The following is a 24,181-nucleotide window of genomic DNA, read 5'->3' as shown; positions in this document are numbered from 1 at the left end:
AAACCACCTACTTTAAATTAGGATTTTGAAAACTGCTTGATAATATCCATCAGTTCTTCTACATAATCGTCACCATTACCTGATTCTAAAGAGTGTTTCACACATGTTTTCGTATGTCGCTCCATTAATGAAAAACCTACTTGCTTCAACGCTGAATTAATTGCAGAAATCTGAACGAGGATATCCATGCAATAACGATTTTCATCAACCATCTTTTGCAGACCTCGAACTTGACCTTCAATACGCTTCAACCGGTTTTGCAGCTTAATTTTTTCATTATCTGAACGTGGTATGATCGGCGAATCATGTTCAGGCATTTTCATCACCTCATTTGTTTTTTATACATTTACTATACCCCCCTATCGTATGTAAAGTCAATCAAAAAGGATACACCTATTTTATTAAGATAGCATTATCAACAAAAAATAGAGTGCTGACCATTTACAATCAGCACCGCGAATACTTTTCCTTAGCTTTAATCCCATATAGCAACATTTGAATCGTCTCTTCGATCACCTGTTCTTCCTCCCACTCGGCATCAGGAACAATGAGAAATCGCGCGATCAATAACCCTCCGATAACAGAAGCTGTGTGTCTAATGATTGATATGGCTGGCAGGTCAATGAGTTCCCCCCTATCTTGAAAATGACTTACAATCGATTGAAATCTTACTAATACATTCTCGGCAACATAATGCTGAAACTGCTCCTTCAGCTCGTCGTGAAATGGGATCTCCTGCATGAAAATTTTTATCACCCTAAAATGACTTCGCAGAAATTCGATACGATTTTTAATTAATGCCCGTAAAAAATCTTCATACGATGGGAAATCCTGATCGATCACTTTTCGAATGTTTTCAATTACGAACGGAGCGACCAGCTTTGCAACCACCGGAGCAACAATGGATAAAAGCAACTCCTTTTTCGTTTTGTAATGTCGGAAGATCGTCCCTTCTGCTACACCTGCTTTTTTCGCAATTTCTGAAGTAGAGGTCCCTGCATAGCCTTTTTCTGCAAACACTTCTACCGCAGCAAGTAATATTTGCTTTTGTTTCGGGGTCATTTTCTCTTCATCAAGTACTTGGAAAAACTCCCCAACCCACTCATCAAAATTCATTCAAATCCTCCCTACTCAAAATGTAATTCAAAAAGTAGACAAATCAGAAAAACATATAAGAAGTTCGACTATGATCATCACGTCCTGTGATAACATCGAACTGACTCACATCGTATGAGCCCAAGGCACGACAGTTTTGAGGACCGGAGCGACGAGCGGTACTTGCATTTATGCTACGAGTTGTACCGAGGAAGCTTTCTTCCAAGATTTAACTTGTAGACGCAGGTACATAAGGAACGCTGAAATTCGCCGTTTATCAATTGGATACTTTTTGAATATCCTCTAAAAACTACGATATTTACGTAATGCAACGATATTCATAACAATAAATACGAGAGAAAAACCGACTAATACAGCAATCTCCAACACAATGTATTCCCACCCAAGTCCTCGTATCATTACATCACGTAAAGCTTCTGCCGCATAGTAAAGCGGCGTAAGCGGACCGATCCAGCTTACCAAGTCCGAGATCGTCTCAATATCAAACAATCCTGAAAAAAAGACTTGAGGTACGATGATAATTGGAATGAATTGAATCATCTGTAATTCGTTTTGAGCAAAAGCTGATAGCAACGTTCCCAATGAAAGTGCAGTGAATGCGCAAAGGAGCGTGATGATCAACACCCAAACAAAATCCCCTAGCATAAGCAGGTCAAGCACATAGATAGAGTAGATGACGATTAAAGTAGATTGTATGAGTGTAAAGAAACCAAACCCTAGAAGGTAGCCAACAACGATTTCCCACCTTTTCAAAGGGCTCGCCATCAATCTCTCTAACGTACCCCCTGTCCTTTCCCTTAAAAAGGATACACCTGAAATTAAAAACACAAAAAAGAAAGCAAAAAATCCGATCAGCACTGGACCGAAGTTATCAAAACTAGACATATCGTCAGAACCGTAAAAGTAGGTTATTTCCGGTTTTAAAGAGTTACGTTTCAAACTCGGTTGAGAGACTCTTTGTACTACGGCTAATACTTGACGGTTCTTTTTTGGATCGCTTCCTTCCAAAATAATTGTCGGCTGGTCATTCCCAAAGCTTAGCCATGCATCTAAGCTTCCGTTTTTAAATCTTTCTTCGATATGATTTTGGCCAACTTCCTCAATTGTTATGTCATCGTTTTCTTTAAAGTCGGATTGAATTGCAGCAGGTACTTCACCGATACCAATGTTAAGACTTACTTCCTTCCCATTGAATACGAGAGAAACGATTGTCAAGATCAGTAATGGAGCAACAAGCATCATCGCAAGAGTTCGTTTATCATGCACAAACTGCTTCATTATTCTGATGATCAGTGCACTAACCCTCATTCTTAACACCTCCATACTCTAAGAAAGCTTCTTCGATCGAAGACGAACCCGTACTTTCTTTTAATTCATCAGGTGACCCGATTGCAATGATTTCCCCATTGCGCATCATCGCGAGCCGATCACACTTTTCTGCCTCATCCATTACATGCGTCGTGACGAGCACCGTTGTCCCTTTTGATTTTAACTGACGAAGTTCATCCCAGATGGATTGACGTAAAACAGGATCAATTCCGACGGTCGGTTCATCCAAAAGCAGAACCCCAGGATCATGTAAAAGTGACACCGCAAGTGATAATCTTCTCTTCATTCCTCCAGAATAATTCCTTATAAGCTTGTTTTCATGGCCAGTTAAATTGATTAAGTCAAGAACCTCTTTGATTTTATTCTTTTTTTGGTTCCCTCTTAAGCCGTTTATCGAAGCGAAAAAAACTAGATTTTCCAAACCAGTCAGATCTAGATAAAGTCCATCCGATTGAGCCATATAGCCGATTTTACGTATCAAATCATGAGAGGGCATTTTTTCCTTAAATAAGTAAATCGCACCTTCACTTGGAGATTCAATACCGGAGATCATTTTGATGAGTGTGGTTTTTCCAGAACCCGATGGTCCCAGCAAACCAAAAATCTCTCCTTTTTGAATTGTTAAAGACGTGTCTTTAATAACCTCAGTGTTACCATACTTTTTTTTAATGTTTTTTAGTTGAATGACTTCCATTTGCTCTTCCACTGTTAAATCACCCTCCAATAAAAAAGTGAGTACTTACTCATTTTTATAATATTCAATATCTCTCAAAGGATTCCTTCTTTACTAATGATGTACTTGTTAATAACATAAAAAGCACCTGTAGCGCTTTTAGGGTTTCTTATTCTAACAAATCCCTTTTAAAGCCTTCAGGTGCTTTCAATAGTTATCTTGTTCACATTTATTTTTTGATTGCTGCATCCAGTGCTATTTCAATCATTTCATTGAACGTTTCTTGACGTTCTTCAGAGGATGTCGTTTCTCCAGTAAAGACGTGGTCACTTACAGTCAAGACGGTAAGTGCATCCACTCCAAACTTAGCTGCTAGTGTGTAAAGTGCTGTCGTTTCCATTTCTACAGCTAGAACCTGATAATCAGCTAGCTGTTTAGCAAGGTCCATCGTATCATTGTAAAACGTATCACTCGTGAAGACATTTCCAACCTTTACTGGTACACCACGCTCTTTTGCTGTCTCAAATGCACGATAGAGCAGGTCGAAGCTTGCGGTTGGGGCGAAATCAACTCCGTTAAAACGGTGCTGGTTCGCTGATGAGTCTGTGGATGATGCCATCGCCAAAATGACATCTCGAACCTTAACGTCTTTTTGGAACGCACCACATGTTCCGACACGGATCAAGTTTTTCACACCATAGCTTTCGATTAGTTCATGTACATAAATGGAAATCGAAGGAACACCCATTCCGGTCCCTTGTACGGAGATTCGCTCCCCTTTATAGGTTCCTGTAAATCCTAGCATTCCACGAACCTCATTATAACAAGAAACATCCTCTAAAAAATTTTCAGCAATATATTTCGCCCGTAGCGGATCTCCCGGTAGAAGAATCGTTTCTGCAATCTCATTCTCATTTGCTCCAATATGAATGCTCATATCACAGCCTCCTTCTCTATCTATTGTTGTATCACCTAAATTTTAGGGTAACCGGAATCTAGATCGTTCATCCTGTAAAAATCAGTAGTTGAATTGCGTATTCTATGAGTATTCAAATGTTCAATAACGAAGAAGATCTTTTTTTTGATGTTGATCAACAACTACTTTTACGTTATAGCTTTTGATCATTCACGCTATCAAGCCATTCCTCAATGTCATTTATGATTGATTCGATACAGCCATCCTCAAATGGGGAATTTATCTTGGCAACCTCCATAAGTGCTGTAAACGATTTGCTTCCGCCTTGCTTACAGAGGATTAAATAATTTTCCCATGCGGCCGAACGATCCTCACTCGCCTTTTTCCAAAATTGCAGTGCGCAAATTTGAGCAAGCGTATAATCGATGTAATAGAAAGGCGTTCTGAAAATATGACCCTGTTGATGCCAGAAACCACCGCGCTCGAGGTAATCATTTTCCTGATAGTTTCGATGAGGCAGATACTCACGTTCAATTTTTCGCCATGCAGCCTTCCGCTCAGCAGGTGTTGCAGCGGGATGTTCATAGACGAAATGCTGAAATTCATCCACAGCTACTCCATATGGTATGAATTTAATCGCACTTCCTAAATGATTAAACTTATATTTTTCAGTGTCTTCTTGAAAAAACAGCTCCATCCAAGGCCATGTGAAAAATTCCATACTCATCGAATGTATTTCAGCAGCCTCATAGGTAGGAAAACTATATTCAGGTACTGTGAAATGTCGACTTGAGTACACTTGGAAAGCATGCCCTGCCTCGTGTGTCAGTACATCGATATCATGTGAGGTACCTACGAAATTCGAAAAAATATAAGGCGCCTGGTATTCAGGGATGTATGTACAATACCCGCCAGATCTTTTTCCCGGTTTACTGACTAAATCCATAAGATTATTATCCAGCATAAAGCTGAAAAACTCGCTTGTTTCTCGTGACAACTCAGAATACATCTTTTTACCGTTTTGTATAATCCAATCCGGGTTCCCTTTTGGTGTGGGATTACCCGATTTAAAACTAAACGGTTCATCATAATAAGTCAAGGAATCCAAACCGATTCGTTTTTTTTGCCGAGTATAAAGCCGCTGTGCAACAGGAACGATATATTCTTTCACCTGTCTTCGGAAGTTAGCCACCATGTCAGCATCATAATCCGACCGTGTTAACCGTGCATAACCCAGTTCGATAAAATTCGTATATCCCAATGTTTCTGCGATATGTGTACGGACTTTGACGAGCTGATCATAAATTTCATCCAGTTTTTTCTCATGTTGAACATAAAATCGGTACTTCGCATCACTTGCTCTTTTTCGCAAAGAGCGGTCCTGAGATTGGATGAACGGAGTGAGCTGGGTAAGTGTTCGTTCCTCACCTTCAAAATCAATTTTTGCCGAGGCTATTAGTTTGGAATATTCGGTTGTAAGTTTATTTTCTTTTTTCAAATCATCAATAATTTCATCTGAGAATGTCTTTAAAGTCAGTTCTGCAATTGTAAATAACTGCGGACCCCATTCTTTTTCCAACTGGTCACGAAACTTTGAATTGACCAATTCATGATAAAACTTTGAGGTAAGTCCCTCATACACAGGAGACTGCTCGTCAAAAAAATCCTTTTCTGTTCGATAAAATTCATCATTCGTATCGATCGTATGTCGAATATGGCAAATGCTCATCATCGAATCGAATTCATTTCTCAGTTTAACGATTCCCTGTAATGCTTGACTCTGTTCTTCATAGCTTTCAGCATCTTCAAATTGTTTTAATACGGACAAAAAATCCATTTCAAAGTCTTTCATATCTGGACGATCATAAGCAAAATCATTAAACTTCAATGTGTTCAACTCCTTTTAATATTTAACCGCCATAATGATGAAGCGGTCTTCCTTAAACTGTAGATATCCTTTTTGAACAATTTCCTTTTCCAATTCAACAAGTCTTTCAAAATGTAATCCTACTGAAAAATCAGGAATTTGCCACGGTATTGCTTTTAAATAATAGATAAGTGCACCAATATCATAGAAACGCGAATATGGAAAGGCTTTTTTCGCAATTTCAATCGTGAATCCTGCTGTTTCAAGTTCTTTTCTGGCGTATTCCAGATTCCAGTGATCGTACCCTATTGTGTTCTTTTCACCTAGAGCTGTATTGATGCCAAGCTGATCCGTTCCGCCAACTTGCTGTGTCATGAAACGACCACCTTTTTTCAATATACGGTGGAGCTCTTTTACTGAGTAGGCTTCATGTTTGTCAATAATTAGATCAAACTGTTCATTTTGAAATGGGAGTGTGTCGTCATCCTCTAATTCAAAAACCTGAACGCCTATTGGTTCGAGTCGCTCTTTTGCAATTGGGACATTCGGCGCATACCCTTCAGTCGCAAAGGTATTGCTAGGTAATGGCTGCAACATGGACAGAAACTCCCCGCCACCTGTTCCCATATCAAGCATCGTGGTGGAATTTTGTATGCACGGTAAAACAATACTCGCATAACTCCATGGCAGCGGTTCTGATGCAACTCTTCCTGTATCGGATATATATCGGAAATCCCAGCCTGAAAAAGGCTGATTTGCTTGCTGTTGATAAATCCTCAACTTTTCTTCCCGATTCATTGACCGCTCCTTACTTTATCAGGACGTTTATTCTCCTCGCTTTTCAGCCAAAAGCGTACGCCTTTTCCTGCATAAGGCTCATCATTGTATCTTGGAATGATATGAAAGTGTGCGTGGAATATGAATTGATTGGACACTTCCCCGACATTCCAGCCAAGCGTATATCCATCAGGTTTATAAGTTCGATCGATGTATTCCTTCGCTTCTTGAAGTAACTCCTGAGTAGCTTCCCATTCATCAGTTGTAAGTGCGAAAGCATCCTGCTGATGATTTTTCGGTACGATTACCCCAGAGCCTTCTAAGACATCCTGATGACGGGGATGCTGTAAAAAGTAACAATGTTCATTTTCAAACACGATTTTCTGGTCTGGGTCTTTCTCCGGATTGCAAAATGGACAATCAAACATAAAATATTTACCTCACTTTGTTTATTTTGAAGCTCCATTACACTATTCTCGAATAATAGAGATTTTCCCTGCCAAGGTTGAGTATACTTGGATAAAACTTGGATAAATAAGTATTTTAAAAAAACCAGGCCCCCTCCTGTACAACATTACGCCATATTACACGGAATGCTGTCGCAGGAATCAGCCTGGCACATATGAATCACTCTCTAGTTAATCAATTTTTCACTGAGCACTTACATCTACTGATACTCGTTTAGTATCAATTGAACGGTAGTGTTCAAACCAACCTACGATCTGCTTTAGCCTTTCCACCCTCATTGCCGGATCACCATTTCTTGAAAGATTGTGATCTGCATCAGGGAATCGGACGAGCCGCACAGGCTTGTTTTGTTGCTTTAGTGCAATGAATAATTGCTCTGCTTGTTCGATAGGACAACGATAATCTTTTTCTCCATGTAAAATCAGCAATGGTGTTTCAACATTTTTCACAAGTCTCAGCGGTGAATGGTACCAAAGCTTTTCCGGATCATTCTCCATATGAGCACCAATCTCCCCTTCCGTAAAGAAGTAGCCAATATCACTCACTCCATAGAAACTGTGCCAGTTACAGATCGAGCGTTGAGTTACAGCAGCACGGAACCGATTCGTGCTCCCTACGATCCAATTTGTCATAAATCCACCATAGCTACCACCAGTCACATATAACTGCTCTTGGTCAATCCATTCATAGCTTTCAAGGGCGTGGTCAATCCCAGCCATCAAATCTTGATAATCACCGCCGCCATAATCCCCTCTGCAGCCATTTACAAAGGCCTGTCCGTAACCATGACTTCCCCTTGGATTAAGATACAGAACTCCATATCCTGCGTTCGAAAGTACCTGAAATTCATGGAAAAACGTATTTCCGTACATCATATGCGGTCCACCGTGGACCTCCAGGACAAGCGGATAGGAATGTTCCCGTTGAAATCCAATCGGCTTCAGCAACCAACCATGGATAACTGTCCCATCCTGACTAGGGAATTGTACAGGCTCTGGTACTGATAACGTAATATTATTTAGAAATGTATTGTTGTGTGCTGTAACCGGTTCTTCATTCAGATTATTAATCTCATGCAGTACGAGTTCACCAGGATGGGTAGGCGTACTGACAGCAAGGTAAACCCGTCTCGCATCATCGTCCATCGCATATTGATAGATATGACGGTCACCTTCCACAATCTTATCCACGTTTCCATATAAATCGATCTCGTACAGTTCTGTATTACCGAACTCACTGGCCAAAAAATAAAGCGTTTCACTGTTTGCATTCCATGTTAGATGAGGAGATGGTTCGACAGCATGCAAATCACTGATCATCACGTCTCCCACCTGAATGTCCAACTGCTTTGTTAAACATCTTGTTGTTTCATTTTCCCGATCGTACACCCAAATTTCGTTATATGTAGCCCCTTTAAATTGCTGCTTATGACCAATATACGCAATAAAGCGCCCATCAGGTGAACAGGTGGGATGGGAGTATGTCCCCTTAGGGTCAGAGATAACAACCTCTTCATCATCAAACCCCTTTAATATGATTTTTGAGTGTCGATATAACCCTGGTACATCCTCTTCAAAGCATGCAAAAACAAACCCTTTGCCGTCAGGTGTACTTTTGGGGTGAAAATGATCTGCTTTTAGATCGGTTAAGGGTTGTACGATACGATCATCGAGATTGATCTTAGCAATCTGTTGATAAGAATTTTGTGTAAAGGTAGATTTACCGTCTGCTTTATACCTGAGCTGGTCGATTTCAATTGGTTTTTTCTTTCCGTTACACTCCTGCTCGGATATCGAATCGGTAAACGTATAAAGTATACAAGTACCATCAGCACTCCATGAAGGCTGTAAAGCGCCACCTTTCACAGAAGTAAGCTGGTCGGGTTCACCGCCTTTTGCCGAAATCGTCCAAACTTGATTGTCACCCGAACGATTTGATAGAAACAAAAGTGATTGGCCATCGGGAGACCACCTTGGAAAAAAGTCAATAGAGTCCCCAGATGTCCACTTTACTATTTTTCGAGTTGACGTCTCAAACAAATATAGATTCGATTGGTAGTCTTGGTTTTCATTAATTTCCTTTACCACATACGCTAGTTGACTTCCGTCCGGTGAAACCTGTGGATCACTTACAAATTTAAATCGATAAAGATCATCTACCTTAACACCGCTGTCGTCTTTCATATTATTCCTCCTTCATATCAGGTTTAGGACTTCATCTTTGGATCAAACGCATCTCTAAGACCGTCTCCCACGAAGTTGAATGCGAGTACGGTGATCAGGATCATCACTCCCGGAAAAATTGGGTACCATGGTGCAGTATTCATAATCGTCAGACTTTGAGCATCCTGAAGCATATTCCCCCAGCTTGGTGTGGGAGGCTGGATACCTAAACCGAGATAGCTTAGGGCAGATTCAGCAAGGATGACGATTCCGACATTCAGGGTTGCTGTAACGATTATAGGTCCCATTGCATTTGGTAAAATATGCGAGAAAATGATTTTGTAGCTTTTCACCCCCATCGTTTTAGCTGCAAGAACAAATTCACGTGATCTCAATGACAAGAATTCTCCCCTCACTAATCGTGCAGTTGTTGTCCAACCGAACAAGGCAAACGCAAGAATTAACTTATCAATGCTTGGCTCGAAAATCGTTACAAGTGTAATCAATAAGAATAAGCTTGGAAAAGACAGAAACACATCGACTACGCGCATTAAAAATGCATCAATTTTCCCACCATAGTAACCAGCGAAAGCCCCGATGATCGTCCCAATAAAGATCGATGCTGTAACAGAAGCAAATCCGACAAGCAACGATACCCTCGCACCATATAATAAGCGTGTATACATATCCCGACCGAGTGTATCGACACCTAACCAATGTTCACTATTGGGAGGCTGTAGTTTTTTTAACAGTTGCATGTCTGCAGGATTGTAGTGGGTTAGTAAAGGAGCACAAATTGCTGAAGCGATAATTAACGTCAATACAATCAAGCCGATGACTGCCAGCTTGTTTTTTACAAATTTATCAATCGCAATTTTTGTTAATGTATCAGGTTTCTCTTGAGGAAAAGGTGCTAATGGCTCTGGAGGAACCGGTACATTTGGGCGCAATTGATTTTCAGGCTGTGACATCTCTTCTCCCCCTTAATACTCGATTCTTGGATCAAATACAGCGTATAGGATATCAGCGATCAAGCTTCCAATAACGGTTATCACTGCTGCTATAATAGTAACCGCCATAATTACTGGATAATCTCTCTGGAAAGCTGCATCAATGAATAATAATCCAATACCAGGCCAGTTGAATATTTTCTCAACAACAACAGCTCCTCCAAAAAATGACGGTAACATGACCCCGAAAATGGTAATGACTGGTATCAAGCCATTTCTTAACCCGTGCTTATACACGACTTTACGTTCTTTAAATCCTTTTGCCCGTGCAGTACGTATATAATCTTGATTTAATACGTCTATCATACTCGTCCGTGTGTAACGAGTCAGACCAGCCATGTCTGCTGTAGCAAGTACGAAAGCCGGCAAAATCAGGTGATGGATACGATCCCATAGACTGAACGGTTCATTCAGAGTTGCAATTCCGCCGGTCGGAAACCAATCTGCCTGAACGGATAAGAACATGATCAATACGAGTCCAAACCAAAAATTCGGTGTAGCAAGGCCGATAAAAGAAACAGTTGTTACAGAATAATCTGTAAGGGTGTATGGCTTCCTTGCAGAAATGATGCCAAATGGAATGGAGATCACAATAGCAAGTATCGTAGAAACGAGCATGAGAAACAATGTGTTTGGCAACCTCGCAATAATTAAATATGATACATCTGTACCAGTTCGAATCAATGATTGCCCGAAATCTCCTTGTAGCATGTTTCCAACCCATTTCATGTACTGGACATGCATCGGATCATTGAGCCCATATTTCTCCATAAAAGCGACTCGGTCTTCAGGTTTGATATTCGGATCCATCAAAAGGGCAGTCGGGTCTCCAGGTGCCAGATGGATGATTCCAAACGACAGGATTGAAATTCCAATCAGTAGTGGAATAGCCATTAATACTCGACGAATTATATATGAGAGCAAGCAGAAATTCCCCCTTTTTCCTGAATTTCTTTCTTTAATGATTTAATAAAATTATTAGTTCATGAATATTTTTATAAAGAGGAATGGAACTGACAGCAAACACATGTCAGTCCCACCCCGAGAACTCCAAAGTATTATTGTTCCAACCACCATTTTTCGATCATGTAAAATTCACTGGATGGATGGTGAACGTGACCACGCAGCTTTGCATCTAATGCATAGTGATCGTTCGGGTAGTAAAGGAACGTATACGGTTGTTGTTCTGCAATTCCTGATTGTATTTCAGCAATGATCTCCTTACGTTTTTCCTGATCAAGTTCTTTCGTATTCTGTTCCATCAGCTTATCAAGCTCTGGATCAGAGAAGTGTACAAAGTTCAGCCCTTGTTCACGTTCCTTCGAATGCCATAAATCAGTTGGGTCTGGATCTGCAGACAGGCTCCAACCGAGGATACACGCATCATAATTCCAGTTCGGAGCAGTTACATCTTCAATGAACGCACTCCATTCCATGATTTTCGGCTGTACTTCGATGCCAATTTGTTTCAATTGCTGCTGAACGATTGTTGCAATTTGTTCACGAGCTTTGTTTCCTTGGTTCGTTTTCAGCTCAAATGAGAATCTCTTTCCATCTTTTTGTAAGATGCCGTCGTCTCCAGGTGTCCATCCGGCTTCTTCAAGAAGTGCCTTCGCTTTTTCTACATCAAAGTTGAATTTCGCTACATCCGGGTTGTAAGCCCAGCTTAGTGGACTGGATGGTGCATGAGCGATTTCACCATCTCCATTCAATACAGCTCCGATAATCGCCTCACGATCGATGGCCATTGTCAATGCCTGTCGTACCTTCACATCCTGGAACAATTCATTCTTCTGGTTCCAACCAATGTAAGTATACCCAAGAGATAGATTAGTAGAGAGCTGGATCTTGCCTTTTTCTTCGAGATCTTTAGCTGTTGCTAGGTCTGGTGATTGGACAGCAGCTTCATGAACGTCTCCTGCAGCAAGCTGTGCCATCAGCGCGTTTGCATCAGGAACAATCTTGTACGTAATAGAATCTAAGTACGGTCGACCTTTGTAGTAATTCTCATTCGCTGTAACCTTTACGTATTGACCTTCCTTCCATTCTTCAAACTTGAACGGACCAGATCCGATAGGACTTTTGGTATTAAACTCGTGTTCTCCTAATTCGGCAATTGGCACATCCTTTAAAATATGTTCAGGCAGTATTCCATAAGCTGCTGTTACAAAGAATGGAGCAAATGGCTCTTTAAGTGTAATTTTAACTGTGTGGTCATCGACCGCTTCAATCTTTTCGATCTTTTCAAAGTTTGAAGCACGAGCACCAACATAATCTTCGTGTAACGGGATGCTGTACGTAAATACGACATCATCCGCTGTCAAAGGTTCACCATCATGGAATGTAATACCCTCATTCAGATAGAACGTCCAAATAGTCCCGTCTTCTGAAATCTTCCATTCTTTTGCAATAGCAGGTTCAGGCTCCAATTTTTCATTGAACCGGACTAACCCATCGTATAACCATTCGGAAATATCAGAACTTGAAATATCCGTTGAATACAAATCGTTGAAAAGTGTCGGAGCCCCGATGGAGCCAACGATAAGGTCGCCACCTTCTTGTGGACCTTCTGGCTTTTCCTCTTCACTGCCTTCTGTGCCTTCATTCGAAGGCTCTTTTGTTTCAGGATTTGCGTTACATGCCGCTAAAAACATGGATAACACTAACGTCAATACGAACAACAAATGAAATTTCTTTTTACCTTTCAAATGCTCTACCCCCTAATAGTTTGGATTTTTAAAAAAGGTTGACAAAGGTTCAACGAACTAAGATTCACCCCTTTCCATGGAATAAGAAAGTTTTGTATAACAAAGCATTTAAAATGCTGAGTCTAAGTTCCACGGTCACTTACGTCACTCATAAAGATGACATGCTACATAATGCTTTGGATGAATTTCTTGGAGCTTTGGTATTTCCTGTCTGCAAACATCCATTGCTGCAGGACAGCGTGTATGGAATACACAACCGTTAGGCGGATTCGCGGGACTTGGTAAATCTCCAGACAATATGATCCTCTCCCGTTTCACCTGGCCCTTTTTCTTCGGAATTGGTACGGCGGACAATAATGCTTGTGTATATGGATGAAGTGGTTCTTTATAAAGGTCGTTCTTTTCAGCGAGCTCCATCATATTGCCGAGATACATCACGCCGACCCTGTCTGAAATATGGCGGACAACACCTAAATCATGAGAGATAAATAGATAAGTCAGGTTGTATTTACTTTGCAAATCTTCCATCAGGTTGATGATTTGTGCTTGAATCGATACATCCAATGCAGACACTGGTTCATCAGCAATAACTAAATCTGGATTCAAAGCGAGTGCCCTTGCAATACCGATTCTTTGACGCTGACCTCCTGAGAATTCATGGGGATATCGGTTTGCAAATGTAGCGTTCAGCCCGACTGTATCAAGAAGTTCTGCAACCCTCTCTTTTTGTTCTTGTGCAGGGTAGCCATGTGTTTTCAAAGGTTCGATAATACTATTCTCCAATGTTTTCCTTGGATTTAAGGAGGCGAAAGGATCCTGAAAGATCATTTGAATTTGCTTCCTTACAGTCTTCCTTAGCTCACTTTCTGAAAGCTTGGTGATATCCCGTCCTTTAAAAATGACGTTACCTCTCGTAGGTTGATAGAGACGGATGATCGCCCTGCCTAAGGTCGATTTACCACATCCGGACTCTCCAACAATCCCCAACGTTTCACCCGGCTGCATTCGAAAGGATATTCCATCAACCGCTTTTACACTTCCAACTGTTCGTTGCATAACTCCAGCTTTAATCGGAAAATACATCTTTAAGTTCGATACTTCAAGTATCGCTCCATTGTTTTTCTCTTGTTTGGAATCAACTGTGAGTGTGTTTGTTTTGGGTGTCATTTCCGACCTCCGTTTCCTCATCGTACAAAAAGCAACGGACTGCTCTCGTATTGTTTTTTTTGCTCACCAACTGTGGTTCTTCTTCATGACAACGCCCGAATGCGTGGGAACACCTAGGTGCAAAACGACACCCATTCGGCATTTGTTCAGGTGTGGGTACATTGCCTTTGATTGGATTCAACCGTCCAATTTCACCATTTATATCGGGTACTGATTCGATCAACCCCTGTGTATATGGATGAAGAGGCTTCTCAAAAATATCATCAACAGATGCTTGTTCGACAATCTGGCCTGCATACATGACAATAATCCGTTCAGCCAATTCTGATACGACACCAAGGTCATGTGTAATTAACAAAATCGCAGTATTTACTTTTTTGGACAAATCTTTCATAAGATCTAAAATTTGCGCTTGAATGGTTACATCTAATGCTGTGGTTGGTTCATCAGCGATCAACAGTTTCGGGTCACAACTCATTGCCATGGCAATCATTACACGTTGTCGCATCCCACCTGAAAGACGGTGTGGATAATCTGTTATAATATCTTCAGCTCGGGGTATACCGACCATTTTAAGTAATTCAATGGCCTGTTTTACTGCTTCCTTACGAGGTAACCGTTTGTGGTATGTAATGACTTCAATGATCTGTTCACCAATTGTCAGTACAGGATTAAGTGACGTCATCGGCTCCTGGAAAATCATTGAGATCTCATTTCCTCTGATTTTACACATGTCGTTTTCAGTAAGTTCGAGTAAATTTTTATCACCCATCAATACCTCACCTTCAACGATTTTTCCATTTGGACCAGGAACCAATCGCATGATAGAAAGTGATGTCATGCTTTTCCCACATCCGGACTCTCCAACTAGGGCGACAGTCTCACCTGTTTTAATTTCAAAATTCACTCCATCGACTGCTTTGACAGTTTGTTTTTTGTCGAAAAAGTGTGTCTTTAAGTTTTTGACCTGAAGTAAGTCCTTCAAACTACCAAACCCCCTTTATTCATTACCTTTGATGTATTTTTCGTCTAAGGATATTGAAATGTTAGAACTTTGTTTATATTTTGAATTGTTTTAAAACATTATAAGTATAGGAAATAGAACAATCAAGATGTTTTTTAAAGAAAATTTAATTTTTTAATATAAGTGACTCATTACCAGGGCCGAAATTACTACTTTTTAAACCTTACTAATGTATATATATCAAGGCTTTTCGTCATTTTTAGATTTTTTACACAAAAAAAAACACAGAAATAAATTCCATGCATTTTGTCATTCGACAATTATTTTGATATAGTTACAGAATTCGTCTTTTTCCGAGAAATTTTCAGTCGACGTATGATTATTATTCCGAAAACAAAAATGAACGATGTAATCCCGAATCCTATGACCATTGTCTTAAAACCGATTGTATCCAGAAATAGTCCAGTTAAAAGCATTAATACCTGAAATATAATGTTGTCCACCATTCCCTTGATTGAGAAGAATCGCCCATGATAATCGGAAGGTACTTCTGTCTGAAAAATCGTCGTTACAACCGGAAATAATGTCCCAGCAGCGAGACCGAATAATCCAAATGAAAAGATCGACATCATAGGATGATCTGCTAAAATTAAAGAAGTATGTGCTGTCGCAATAACGAGTGTGATGACCAGCAAGTACTTTAGCCTTGGATTTTCATTGAAGAAGCGTTTAGATAAATACGTTCCAAGAAACACGCATAAACCTTCAGTCGTATAGAGAACCCCTTTTATTCCGGAATCATGCTGCAATTCACTGATTTCGATGACCGTCAAATTAAATCCTGACAAAAACAGGAACGCCGGAATAAGAAGGAGAATCCCATTGACTACCATTGGGCGCTCTTTGATGATAGGGAATAATTCACGAATGGTACTAAGGAAATTCTCTTTCTCATTACCCTTTTCCAATGATTTCGCACCTTCATCAACTTGTATGAAAAACGTTGATACGAGAAGCAAAACATACGATATCAACGTCACTGTATAAAGGGAAAATAACGACATACTTACAAGCATAACCCCACCGAGTGCTGTTCCAACAATCCGCGCACCAGTAAAAATATTCACATGTATTCCATTCGCTTCAAGGAGTTGGCCCTTCGATACAATCATCGGTAACAATGTCTGCATAGCTGGGTTGGCGAAAGTTCCTGAAATACCTATTACAAAAGTATAAACGAGCATCCACCAAACTGAATTGGCTGCAATAGCCATGTACATAAAAAAGATTGCTGAACAGCGGGCTATTCCTGCATAAATTAGTATGTTTCGCTTATTACCTCGATCGATAACCCTCCCCGCCATCGGAGCAAGGAAAATACCGACAAGAAAACCAGAAAGTATGATTAATGCTTGCAGAAAAGATGACTCTACATTCTGTTGTAAAAACTCAAGATTCCCAATGATCCCAACCCATAAACCGGTGCTGGAGACTGCTAAGCCGAACATCAATAGCATGAAATTCCGGTTTTTCCACATCCCGCTATCCCCTCTCTATAGCTGCTTTATATGTTAGTTTTTTTAAAAGACTTCATGTCTAGCTTCTGCACGCGATGGCGCTTCCGCTTTCGTATTTATTTCGAGTCACTAAGTATTATAAAACGGAAATGGCGGGAATGCACCATGTTTTTTTAATACCTCATGCTAAAATTATGCTAAAATTTGGATAGATATTGGTTTTCGGGAGAGGATTTCCCATTTATTAGGATGAAGCATCCTGAATAAAAGTTATTTTAAGGGGGGATAGCATAAAAAAGGTAATCTTCATGGCTGCACTCATATTATTGTTTTTAATGGGGTATTCAAGTGATCAGGATATTGTCATTTCACCAACCAAAAGATGCAACTAATAACGTAACAACCGTATCACATGATAATAGATTTAAAACCGTCAAAGAAGCCAACGAGTATTTAAAAAAAGCTGCTGGTTCAAAAGACTATCGGGATTTTAGAAAAATATTGTCAAAGGAAAGTGATTTGAAACAAAGCGACTTTCAAAAAGTATCAGAATTCTTTATGTACCAGCATATCGATGACAAGATGATTGAAATAGGCGAGGGAAATACAATTGGAAAAAAGCTAACAACAGATTTTGGAATGCGAATATGAATCCTATTTGGCTACGTGGGTTAAGGAAGATGGCACCTTTAAATTGAAAGACTTGGTAGTGACTGAAAAGTAAACAATTAAGAAGGGATGCTTGTTGTTGGCATCCCAATTACTTCTTTTATTCGGTTTTGACTACTCGCCTTCGTTACCTTGGTCCCCCTCAGCCGGTTGTTCTGCGTCTCCTTCACCAGCTGGTTGTTCGTCTGCTGGTTGCTCTTCAGGTACACCATTTTCTGGTTCTTCTTCAGCAGCACATCCAAACATTAAACTGAGAGCAAATACCGATGATAAACCTGCAAGGAAATATTTCTTCAAATTCATATGATGGATCCTCCTTTCTTTCATAATCCCCATTAGGTTTACCTCAATTCAGGGTTCTATACTTTTCTAATATAAAGAGAAGCACACAATAATCTATTCTGAGTTTTTCTGCTTTTTCTTGGCTGTACCGTTCTCATTCATAATCCCAAAAAGCGATCTTTTTTTTCTGAAATCATTGTGAATTCCTTCATTGTTTTTTATCTCTTCCATATCGTAAAGATTTATTTCCATAAATTACCGAGTATAGCTATCTTGTTTAGTAAAATACTTTGATTAAAAGGTAGACATTTTACCTTTTGGACTCTCAATTGAAGGAGGCGTACAGCATGGCACAACGTAATAGCAATCAATTGGTAGCTCCAGGCGCTGAAGCAGCAATCAATCAAATGAAGACTGAAATTGCTGGTGAATTCGGCGTACAACTTGGACCAGACCAAACATCTCGCTCGAACGGATCAGTTGGAGGAGAAATTACAAAGCGTCTAGTTCAAATGGCTCAGCAGCAATTAGGCGGCGGAGCTCGCTAAGTAACCCTGGGAAAAGCATCCAGCATATGCTGGATGCTGTTTTTAATGAGTCGGGACAGGACTTCAAGTTATACGAGGTGATTTCATTGAAAGCGTCTAAACGAGAACAGAACGAACTAAGTCGAGCTTTAGACAAAGCATCAGAAGGCTTAGACGCAATAATCGAAATGTATAATGAACTTGAAGAGGATAAACCGATCATCAACCTTGACGATCAGGTAATTAAAGAATTAGAAAAAGCTAGGGGTTCTTTTGGCGAGGAATTTATCGATCGAAAACTTAACAGTCTCATAAAAGAAGCATTATCATGGTTATCAGCTGATCAGGAGGATGAATCTTCCTGATTCAAAAGGCACCGAATAATGTAACGTGCATGAGTGCTGAATTTCCCTTTTTCCGAGAGATCGATCCATTTTGCTTCTAAAATGTCCTCATTACCTTCGATGTTCAGATCTACGTCTAATCTCCCGTCAATAATGGTTGCAAGATATGTAATTTTTCCTTTAAATCGATTGATCATTTGATCGATTTCGATGTTGTATCCTGTTTCCTCCTTAACCTCTCGAATACATGCCTCTTCCGGCGATTCATTTTTCTCTACACCGCCTCCAGGAAAATTCCAAACTACATCACCCGTTTTAATATGTTGTTTTACCATTAGAACTTTTTCTCCATTAAATATAACTGCGCGGACAATCACAGCAATTTCACTCCTAATAACAAACCGTTGTCTATTATCATACGTAACTCAACATTAATTGTTCACATAGTTAAATCAACGTTCAAGAAAATTACAAGCGATAGGTCTAAAATAGGGGAACAAAAATTAGTTAGGAAGCTTGTCCTATCTTCAAATCCGTTAAATCCACTCATCTGCTCATTTATCTGAAAATTGCTGAAATAAATGAAAACTTATGGTAAATTTTGTTGGAAACCATTTCAAAGGGAGGAAGATAAATGAATAGGAAGTTTATCCTAAGATCAGCACTAGCTGGGGCAATGGCTTTTTCGTTGTACACCCCAACAACCTTTGCACATGATATGCTCGACGATGTGTTTGTTGAAAAGGGGGCACAAGAAGAGGAGCTCAACACTATTCCAGTGCTTGAAGGTGAAAAGAACCTTGAAAGTTGGAAGGAAGTCGCAGCTGTTCCATTAAAAGAGTACGATGGAGTGCAAAATTCGACAGCTGATGTATACGCACATAAAGGCTTTGCTTACCTAGGCACTCATATAGCTGGTGGCGGTAACGGCGGGGTACGGGTCTTCGACATGAAGGATCCTTCCAACCCTGTTGAAATTGCCAAATTTGCTGATGATATCCCTGGAACATGGCAGGAAAAAGTAATCGTCAAAACCGTCAACACACCTTATTTCAAGGGGGATCTTGCTGTAATCAGTGTTCAACAATTAGACCGTAGTAATGCGCTTTCCAAAGGCGGGTTCCTGCTCTATGATGTTTCAGATCCGTATAATCCTGAGAAGTTAGGGTTCTGGGAGTTGGACAAACGTGTACCCGGTACACACGAACTATATTTGACAGTTAAAAACGGAAAGCCATTTGTTTTAACAGCCAATCCTTATGCGGATTACTACACACACGGAGAACAAAAGGACTTTGCTTTAGTAGATGTCTCAAATCCAGCTGAACCGAAAACCATATATGAATTCGATCCGCGTTCACTTCCGGAAGTCTCAGAAGATTTCAATGGCTACCACTGGGATTCCTCGGATGGGAAAACGAGGCCGGTCTTCAACCATAGCACGATGACCGACCGTAATGGCAATACCGCATTCTTATCATTTTGGGATCTCGGTACCATCATTTTAGATATTTCTGATCCATATAATGTGGAATACCTTGGTCGTACGGATTATGCTCCAAACGTCCAGGGTTCTGCACACTCCTCCGCGATCGCAAAAGGTGGAACAATCTTAATCGAAACAAGAGAGGTTTATCATCCGACTCGTGAAGGATACGAAGATTCCTACGGTTATACCCGAATTTTTGATATTAAAGACAAAACTCACCCGAAGCTGTTAAGCACGTTCAAGACAGACCTAGTTGACAACATTGAAGATGGAATTACGTTTGCAAATACCGTACACGATCCAAAGGTGCATGGAAATACACTTTATCTTTCACACTATACGGGCGGTGTTCGTGCAGTCGATATTACTGACCCTGAAAATCCAGTACAAATTGGAAAATACGTACCTGAAGAAGCTTTCTTCTGGGGAGTTTTCGTTGACCGGAACTACATTCTTGCATCTGACATGGGTAATGGTTTGAAGGTCCTTTTGAAAAATAACGGAAAATAACCTTCACTTTAAAGGGTGGCCATGGCAAATGGAATGTGCCTTCCTTCTTCTTTACTAATTTTAGGCGTCAACCCCTATCTATTAAAGTAGGGAGTTGACGCCTTTTATTCCCATATTTGTTTACTGATCAATTCATCACATTCATAGAATTGAAAGTGCCAGACGGTTGGAGGCAAACCAACTATCACCTGATCCTTTTTAGCACACTTTTTTTCAAAACTAAGCTAATTGGACGGATGACTCTGATGAGACTTCACTACTGTCATGTGCATTGCAGCGTTGGTATCCTCTAAATCTATCTTCAAGGATTTCTCCCATTTGGAATAACGCCTCTTCATTACCGACTCTTGACATAAGTTGAATGGATATCGGCAATCCTTTAGAACTTTCTCCTATCGGAACAACGAGGGAAGGGAGACCCCATACATTCGCATATGCAATATATGGAATATATCGTAAAAATGTCTTTTGAACCGAAAATAATTCTTTGTATAGAAGTCCATGTTCAGGGGCAGGTGAATGATAGACTGGCATGATCAATATTCGTCTATCGTAGTAAGCTCGAAGCTTTTCATCACCAATTTTCAAATGATCACGAATCGCATCCATCCGTTTCGTAGATGGTTTGAATAGACGCATCCCTATCATAGCCCACGATAAGTATGGATGAATTTCAGACCTAGAAAGCTTAGCCTTCACAAATTCTTTATAAGGGCTGACACGTTTTTTTCCATCATGTAAATGTTGCCGTAATACATGACCGCCATCCATGGACATAAGTTGCTGCCAGATAAGCGCGGATTCCTCATATAATGGCACATGATTATCTTGCTGTACTGCGAAGTCACTTGCAACTTCTTCTTTTAAATTTCGGATGATACGGCCTGTTTCGACGCCTAATGGAGATGTATAATATTGGGGAACAAGCATCTCAAATGAGCTTAAGTCTATACGTCCAGATCGTTTTTTTGAGATGATCGTATCCACTAACCGGATATCTCGAACACTTTTCCCCATTCCTCCGATACCAAGCATCCTTTGCTGTTCCTCAAATTCAATATGTGGATAATTCCCGTCCTGCGATACTTGGTCCTTCCCAGACTTAAAACCGACCACACCATTAAAATGGGATGGAAAACGGATGGAACCCCCAATGTCAGCTCCGAGACCGACAGCTGCTCCACCAGCTGCCATTAAAGCACCTTCTCCTCCACTCGATCCGCCGGCAGTACAATTCAGGTCCCATGGATTATTCGTTCGTCCGTAAAGCGGATTTTCGGTTTCCTGATAATAACAAAGTGAAGGTGTATTTGTTTTTCCTAAAATAATTGCCCCTTCTGCTTTCAGTCTACTTACAACTTCAGCATCTTTTGAAGCGGTTTTATTTTTCCGATGTAATAAGCCACCCGTCGTCTTCATTCCTTCCACATCAAAGCATTCCTTAATGCTGATCGGTACGCCGAATAGTTGCCCTTCAGCCTTTCCATCCTTTAATAGTCGATCGGCCATCTTTGCATCTTCTATTGCGTCGGAGAACCGATCTTCTACAAGACAATTGACCGATGGATTGAACACCTTCAAATGATTGATATAGGTTTGAGTGGCTTTTTCTGAAGTGATTTTCCGATTCTTAATTCGCTCAGCAATTTCCAGTGCGTCCATATCCAATATAGACATGTAAACCCCACCTTTTCTGTTCGTTTAAGTATTTTTATTGTCTTCATCCATAAAGGTCTAAATATTCCGAAAAAGGTTCCACTACGTTAATAATACGTGAAAAGTCTGAAACATTCCATTTTTTGTGAGCAAAAAGGTCGATTTAATAGGTCCGTAACGAACTTACATGAACGTAACTTGTACATGGTTCGTGATTGATAAAATTCATGTGACACGGTACTATAAGGATAGAGAAATAACGATTTAAGTATCGAAATGCGTGCATCAATGCAAACGATTGCACTTAAGTAAATCATTGAATCATTTATCCGGTTAATTTTGACGGTGTTGAGGGGGACAATTATGGAAAAACGATGGTGGAAAGAAAGTGTTGTATATCAAATCTATCCTCGAAGCTTTATGGATAGCAATGGTGATGGAATTGGCGACATTCAGGGCGTCATTTCAAAGCTGGATTACTTGAAGAATCTCGGAATTGATGTCATCTGGATCTGCCCGATCTATCAATCTCCGAATGCTGATAACGGCTATGATATTAGTGATTATAAGGGGATTATGGAAGAATTCGGATCAATGGAAGACTTTGATCAACTTCTTAATGAAGTCCACAAACGAGACATGAAATTGATTATGGATCTTGTGATCAACCATACATCTGATGAGCACCGATGGTTTATCGAGTCACAAAAATCCAAAGACAACCCGTTTCGCGACTACTACATTTGGCGACCTGGGAAAAATGGAAAGGAGCCAAATAACTGGGAATCGATTTTCGGTGGGTCCGCCTGGGAATATGACGAGAAGACGGATGAATATTATATGCATCTCTTTGCAACGAAACAACCAGACTTGAACTGGGAAAATCCCGATGTACGTAACGACATTTACTCTATGATCAACTGGTGGCTTGATAAAGGTATTGACGGGTTTCGAGTTGATGCGATCAGTCATATTAAAAAGATCGCTGGACTTCCCGATCTTCCAAACCCTGATAAGAAAACATACGTCCCCTCTTTCGAAGGTCATATGAACCGCGAGGGTATTGATGACTTTCTAACCGAACTTAAAGAAAAAACATTCGATCATCACGACATTATGACGGTTGGTGAAGCAAATGGGGTCCATATTAAGGATGCAGAAAAATGGGTGAGTGAAAAAAATGGATACTTCGATATGATCTTTCAGTTTGAACACATCAATCTCTGGCAAAAAGACAAGGACACCGGATTCGACCTTGTTCAGTTTAAAAAGATTTTATCAAGGTGGCAAAAAGGATTAGAAGGACGAGGTTGGAATGCCTTATATTTGGAAAACCACGACCAGACACGTTCAGTTTCAGCCTTCGGAAACGATCATACGTATCATAGCCAGTCTGCGAAGGCTCTTGCAGTCTGCTATTTTCTCATGCATGGTACTCCTTATATTTATCAAGGGCAGGAAATCGGCATGACGAATGTTCAATTCCCATCAATCGAAGACTACAATGATGTCGGTATGCTTAACTTTTACCATGATGGAATGGAATCAGGGAAGTCTCACGAGGAATTGATGGAAGTAATCTGGACTCGTGGCCGTGATAATTCACGTACACCAATGCAATGGGACAGTTCAGTTGATGCAGGATTCACTTCAGGAAAACCGTGGATGCACGTCAATCCGAACCACACCGAAATCAATGTAGAAAAACAATCTGGCGATCCAGAATCCATCCTATCTTTTTATAAAGAGTTGATCCGCATAAGAAAAACATATGATGTGTTCGTTTATGGTAAATACGACCTCTTGCTTGAGGATGATCCACAAATATATGCATATACCCGTACTTATCAAAACGAGAAGGCGATCATCGTTACGAACCTAAGTGACCAGAAAGCAGAGTTCTCATTTGAAGGCCGCAATAAGAAAACCGAGCGGAATTTGATCATTGCGAACTATCCTTCAAACGATCATGGAGAAGATAAAATTCTACTTCATCCATATGAAGCAAGGGTATACCTCGTAAAATAAAC

The 24,181-nt window shown here is 40.3% G+C and carries 23 protein-coding genes; 5 read left to right on the top strand and 18 right to left on the bottom strand.

Annotation, left to right across the window (positions count from 1 at the left end; genetic code table 11):
* Window positions 1–17: 17 nt before the first annotated feature.
* From MOJ78_RS07920 to MOJ78_RS07850, 15 genes are all read right to left on the bottom strand, one after another.
* Entirely contained in the window at window positions 18–317 is a 300-nt protein-coding gene (locus MOJ78_RS07920; RefSeq protein WP_304980648.1) for a metal-sensing transcriptional repressor, read from the bottom strand.
* A gap of 130 nt (window positions 318–447) precedes the next feature.
* Window positions 448–1,116 (bottom strand): TetR/AcrR family transcriptional regulator, encoded by a 669-nt coding sequence (locus MOJ78_RS07915; protein ID WP_304980647.1) that lies wholly within the window; start codon window positions 1,114–1,116, stop codon window positions 448–450.
* A gap of 282 nt (window positions 1,117–1,398) precedes the next feature.
* A complete protein-coding gene (locus MOJ78_RS07910; protein ID WP_304980646.1) occupies window positions 1,399–2,424 on the bottom strand; it encodes an ABC transporter permease in 1,026 nt (341 codons plus the stop codon).
* The gene (locus MOJ78_RS07905; protein WP_304981205.1) at window positions 2,414–3,139 is read right to left on the bottom strand and encodes an ABC transporter ATP-binding protein; all 726 of its coding nucleotides are present in this window, start codon (window positions 3,137–3,139) and stop codon (window positions 2,414–2,416) included. Before MOJ78_RS07905 ends, MOJ78_RS07910 begins: the two co-directional genes overlap by 11 nt.
* Window positions 3,140–3,347: 208 nt before the next feature.
* Entirely contained in the window at window positions 3,348–4,055 is a 708-nt protein-coding gene (deoD, locus tag MOJ78_RS07900; protein WP_304980645.1) for a purine-nucleoside phosphorylase, read from the bottom strand.
* Between the two features lie 172 nt (window positions 4,056–4,227).
* Window positions 4,228–5,922: a M3 family oligoendopeptidase gene (locus tag MOJ78_RS07895; protein ID WP_304980644.1), complete on the bottom strand. Its 1,695-nt coding sequence runs from the start codon at window positions 5,920–5,922 to the stop codon at window positions 4,228–4,230.
* Between the two features lie 15 nt (window positions 5,923–5,937).
* Entirely contained in the window at window positions 5,938–6,699 is a 762-nt protein-coding gene (locus MOJ78_RS07890) for a class I SAM-dependent methyltransferase (RefSeq protein WP_304980643.1), read from the bottom strand.
* Entirely contained in the window at window positions 6,696–7,106 is a 411-nt protein-coding gene (locus MOJ78_RS07885) for an HIT family protein (RefSeq protein WP_304980642.1), read from the bottom strand. Before MOJ78_RS07885 ends, MOJ78_RS07890 begins: the two co-directional genes overlap by 4 nt.
* 222 nt (window positions 7,107–7,328) lie before the next feature.
* Entirely contained in the window at window positions 7,329–9,329 is a 2,001-nt protein-coding gene (locus MOJ78_RS07880; RefSeq protein WP_304980641.1) for a S9 family peptidase, read from the bottom strand.
* A 23-nt stretch (window positions 9,330–9,352) separates the two neighbouring features.
* On the bottom strand, window positions 9,353–10,279 hold the full coding sequence (gene opp4C, locus MOJ78_RS07875) for an oligopeptide ABC transporter permease (protein WP_304980640.1): 927 nt from the start codon (window positions 10,277–10,279) through the stop codon (window positions 9,353–9,355).
* 12 nt (window positions 10,280–10,291) lie between these two features.
* Window positions 10,292–11,242: an ABC transporter permease gene (locus MOJ78_RS07870; RefSeq protein ID WP_304980639.1), complete on the bottom strand. Its 951-nt coding sequence runs from the start codon at window positions 11,240–11,242 to the stop codon at window positions 10,292–10,294.
* Window positions 11,243–11,376: 134 nt separating this feature from the next.
* On the bottom strand, window positions 11,377–12,972 hold the full coding sequence (locus MOJ78_RS07865; protein ID WP_304981204.1) for a peptide-binding protein: 1,596 nt from the start codon (window positions 12,970–12,972) through the stop codon (window positions 11,377–11,379).
* A 198-nt stretch (window positions 12,973–13,170) separates the two neighbouring features.
* The gene (locus MOJ78_RS07860; RefSeq protein ID WP_304980638.1) at window positions 13,171–14,193 is read right to left on the bottom strand and encodes an ABC transporter ATP-binding protein; all 1,023 of its coding nucleotides are present in this window, start codon (window positions 14,191–14,193) and stop codon (window positions 13,171–13,173) included.
* The gene (locus tag MOJ78_RS07855; RefSeq protein WP_304980637.1) at window positions 14,162–15,178 is read right to left on the bottom strand and encodes an ABC transporter ATP-binding protein; all 1,017 of its coding nucleotides are present in this window, start codon (window positions 15,176–15,178) and stop codon (window positions 14,162–14,164) included. Before MOJ78_RS07855 ends, MOJ78_RS07860 begins: the two co-directional genes overlap by 32 nt.
* 299 nt (window positions 15,179–15,477) lie before the next feature.
* Complete coding sequence (locus MOJ78_RS07850; protein WP_304980636.1) at window positions 15,478–16,695, bottom strand: MFS transporter; 1,218 nt, start codon at window positions 16,693–16,695, stop codon at window positions 15,478–15,480.
* 327 nt (window positions 16,696–17,022) lie between these two features.
* Between MOJ78_RS07850 and MOJ78_RS07845 the strand changes: the two genes are divergently transcribed.
* The gene (locus MOJ78_RS07845; protein WP_304980635.1) at window positions 17,023–17,325 is read left to right on the top strand and encodes a hypothetical protein; all 303 of its coding nucleotides are present in this window, start codon (window positions 17,023–17,025) and stop codon (window positions 17,323–17,325) included.
* 132 nt (window positions 17,326–17,457) lie between these two features.
* Here the strand turns inward: MOJ78_RS07845 and MOJ78_RS07840 are convergent, their stop codons facing one another.
* A complete protein-coding gene (locus tag MOJ78_RS07840) occupies window positions 17,458–17,646 on the bottom strand; it encodes a hypothetical protein (protein ID WP_304980634.1) in 189 nt (62 codons plus the stop codon).
* A gap of 326 nt (window positions 17,647–17,972) precedes the next feature.
* On the opposite strand from MOJ78_RS07840, the gene MOJ78_RS07835 reads away from it, so the two are divergent.
* Both MOJ78_RS07835 and MOJ78_RS07830 read left to right on the top strand, forming a co-directional pair.
* On the top strand, window positions 17,973–18,173 hold the full coding sequence (locus MOJ78_RS07835) for an alpha/beta-type small acid-soluble spore protein (RefSeq protein WP_304980633.1): 201 nt from the start codon (window positions 17,973–17,975) through the stop codon (window positions 18,171–18,173).
* Between the two features lie 86 nt (window positions 18,174–18,259).
* Window positions 18,260–18,517 carry an atypical membrane-integrating protein (Mistic protein) gene (locus MOJ78_RS07830; protein ID WP_304980632.1) on the top strand — a complete coding sequence of 86 codons (258 nt, stop codon included), beginning with the start codon at window positions 18,260–18,262 and terminating at the stop codon, window positions 18,515–18,517.
* On the opposite strand, the gene MOJ78_RS07825 is transcribed toward MOJ78_RS07830, so the two are convergent.
* Window positions 18,496–18,873 (bottom strand): NUDIX hydrolase, encoded by a 378-nt coding sequence (locus MOJ78_RS07825; protein WP_304980631.1) that lies wholly within the window; start codon window positions 18,871–18,873, stop codon window positions 18,496–18,498. The two genes, MOJ78_RS07830 and MOJ78_RS07825, sit on opposite strands and share 22 nt — an antisense overlap.
* Window positions 18,874–19,130: 257 nt before the next feature.
* Here MOJ78_RS07825 and MOJ78_RS07820 point away from each other — a divergent pair, with 257 nt between their 5' ends.
* Window positions 19,131–20,495 (top strand): LVIVD repeat-containing protein, encoded by a 1,365-nt coding sequence (locus MOJ78_RS07820; RefSeq protein ID WP_304980630.1) that lies wholly within the window; start codon window positions 19,131–19,133, stop codon window positions 20,493–20,495.
* Between the two features lie 219 nt (window positions 20,496–20,714).
* Here MOJ78_RS07820 and MOJ78_RS07815 read toward each other — a convergent pair whose 3' ends face one another.
* The gene (locus tag MOJ78_RS07815) at window positions 20,715–22,172 is read right to left on the bottom strand and encodes an amidase (RefSeq protein WP_304980629.1); all 1,458 of its coding nucleotides are present in this window, start codon (window positions 22,170–22,172) and stop codon (window positions 20,715–20,717) included.
* A 342-nt stretch (window positions 22,173–22,514) separates the two neighbouring features.
* On the opposite strand from MOJ78_RS07815, the gene MOJ78_RS07810 reads away from it, so the two are divergent.
* Window positions 22,515–24,179, top strand: a complete 1,665-nt coding sequence (locus MOJ78_RS07810; protein ID WP_304980628.1) for a glycoside hydrolase family 13 protein — start codon at window positions 22,515–22,517, stop codon at window positions 24,177–24,179.
* The last annotated feature ends 2 nt before the right edge of the window (window positions 24,180–24,181 follow it).

The sequence above is a fragment of the Alkalihalobacillus sp. AL-G genome, from assembly GCF_030643805.1.
In the GTDB taxonomy this organism is placed as follows: Bacteria; Bacillota; Bacilli; order Bacillales; family Fictibacillaceae; genus Pseudalkalibacillus.
Note: the sequence above shows the minus strand (reverse complement) of the source record. Positions and strands in the feature narration are given on the sequence as shown.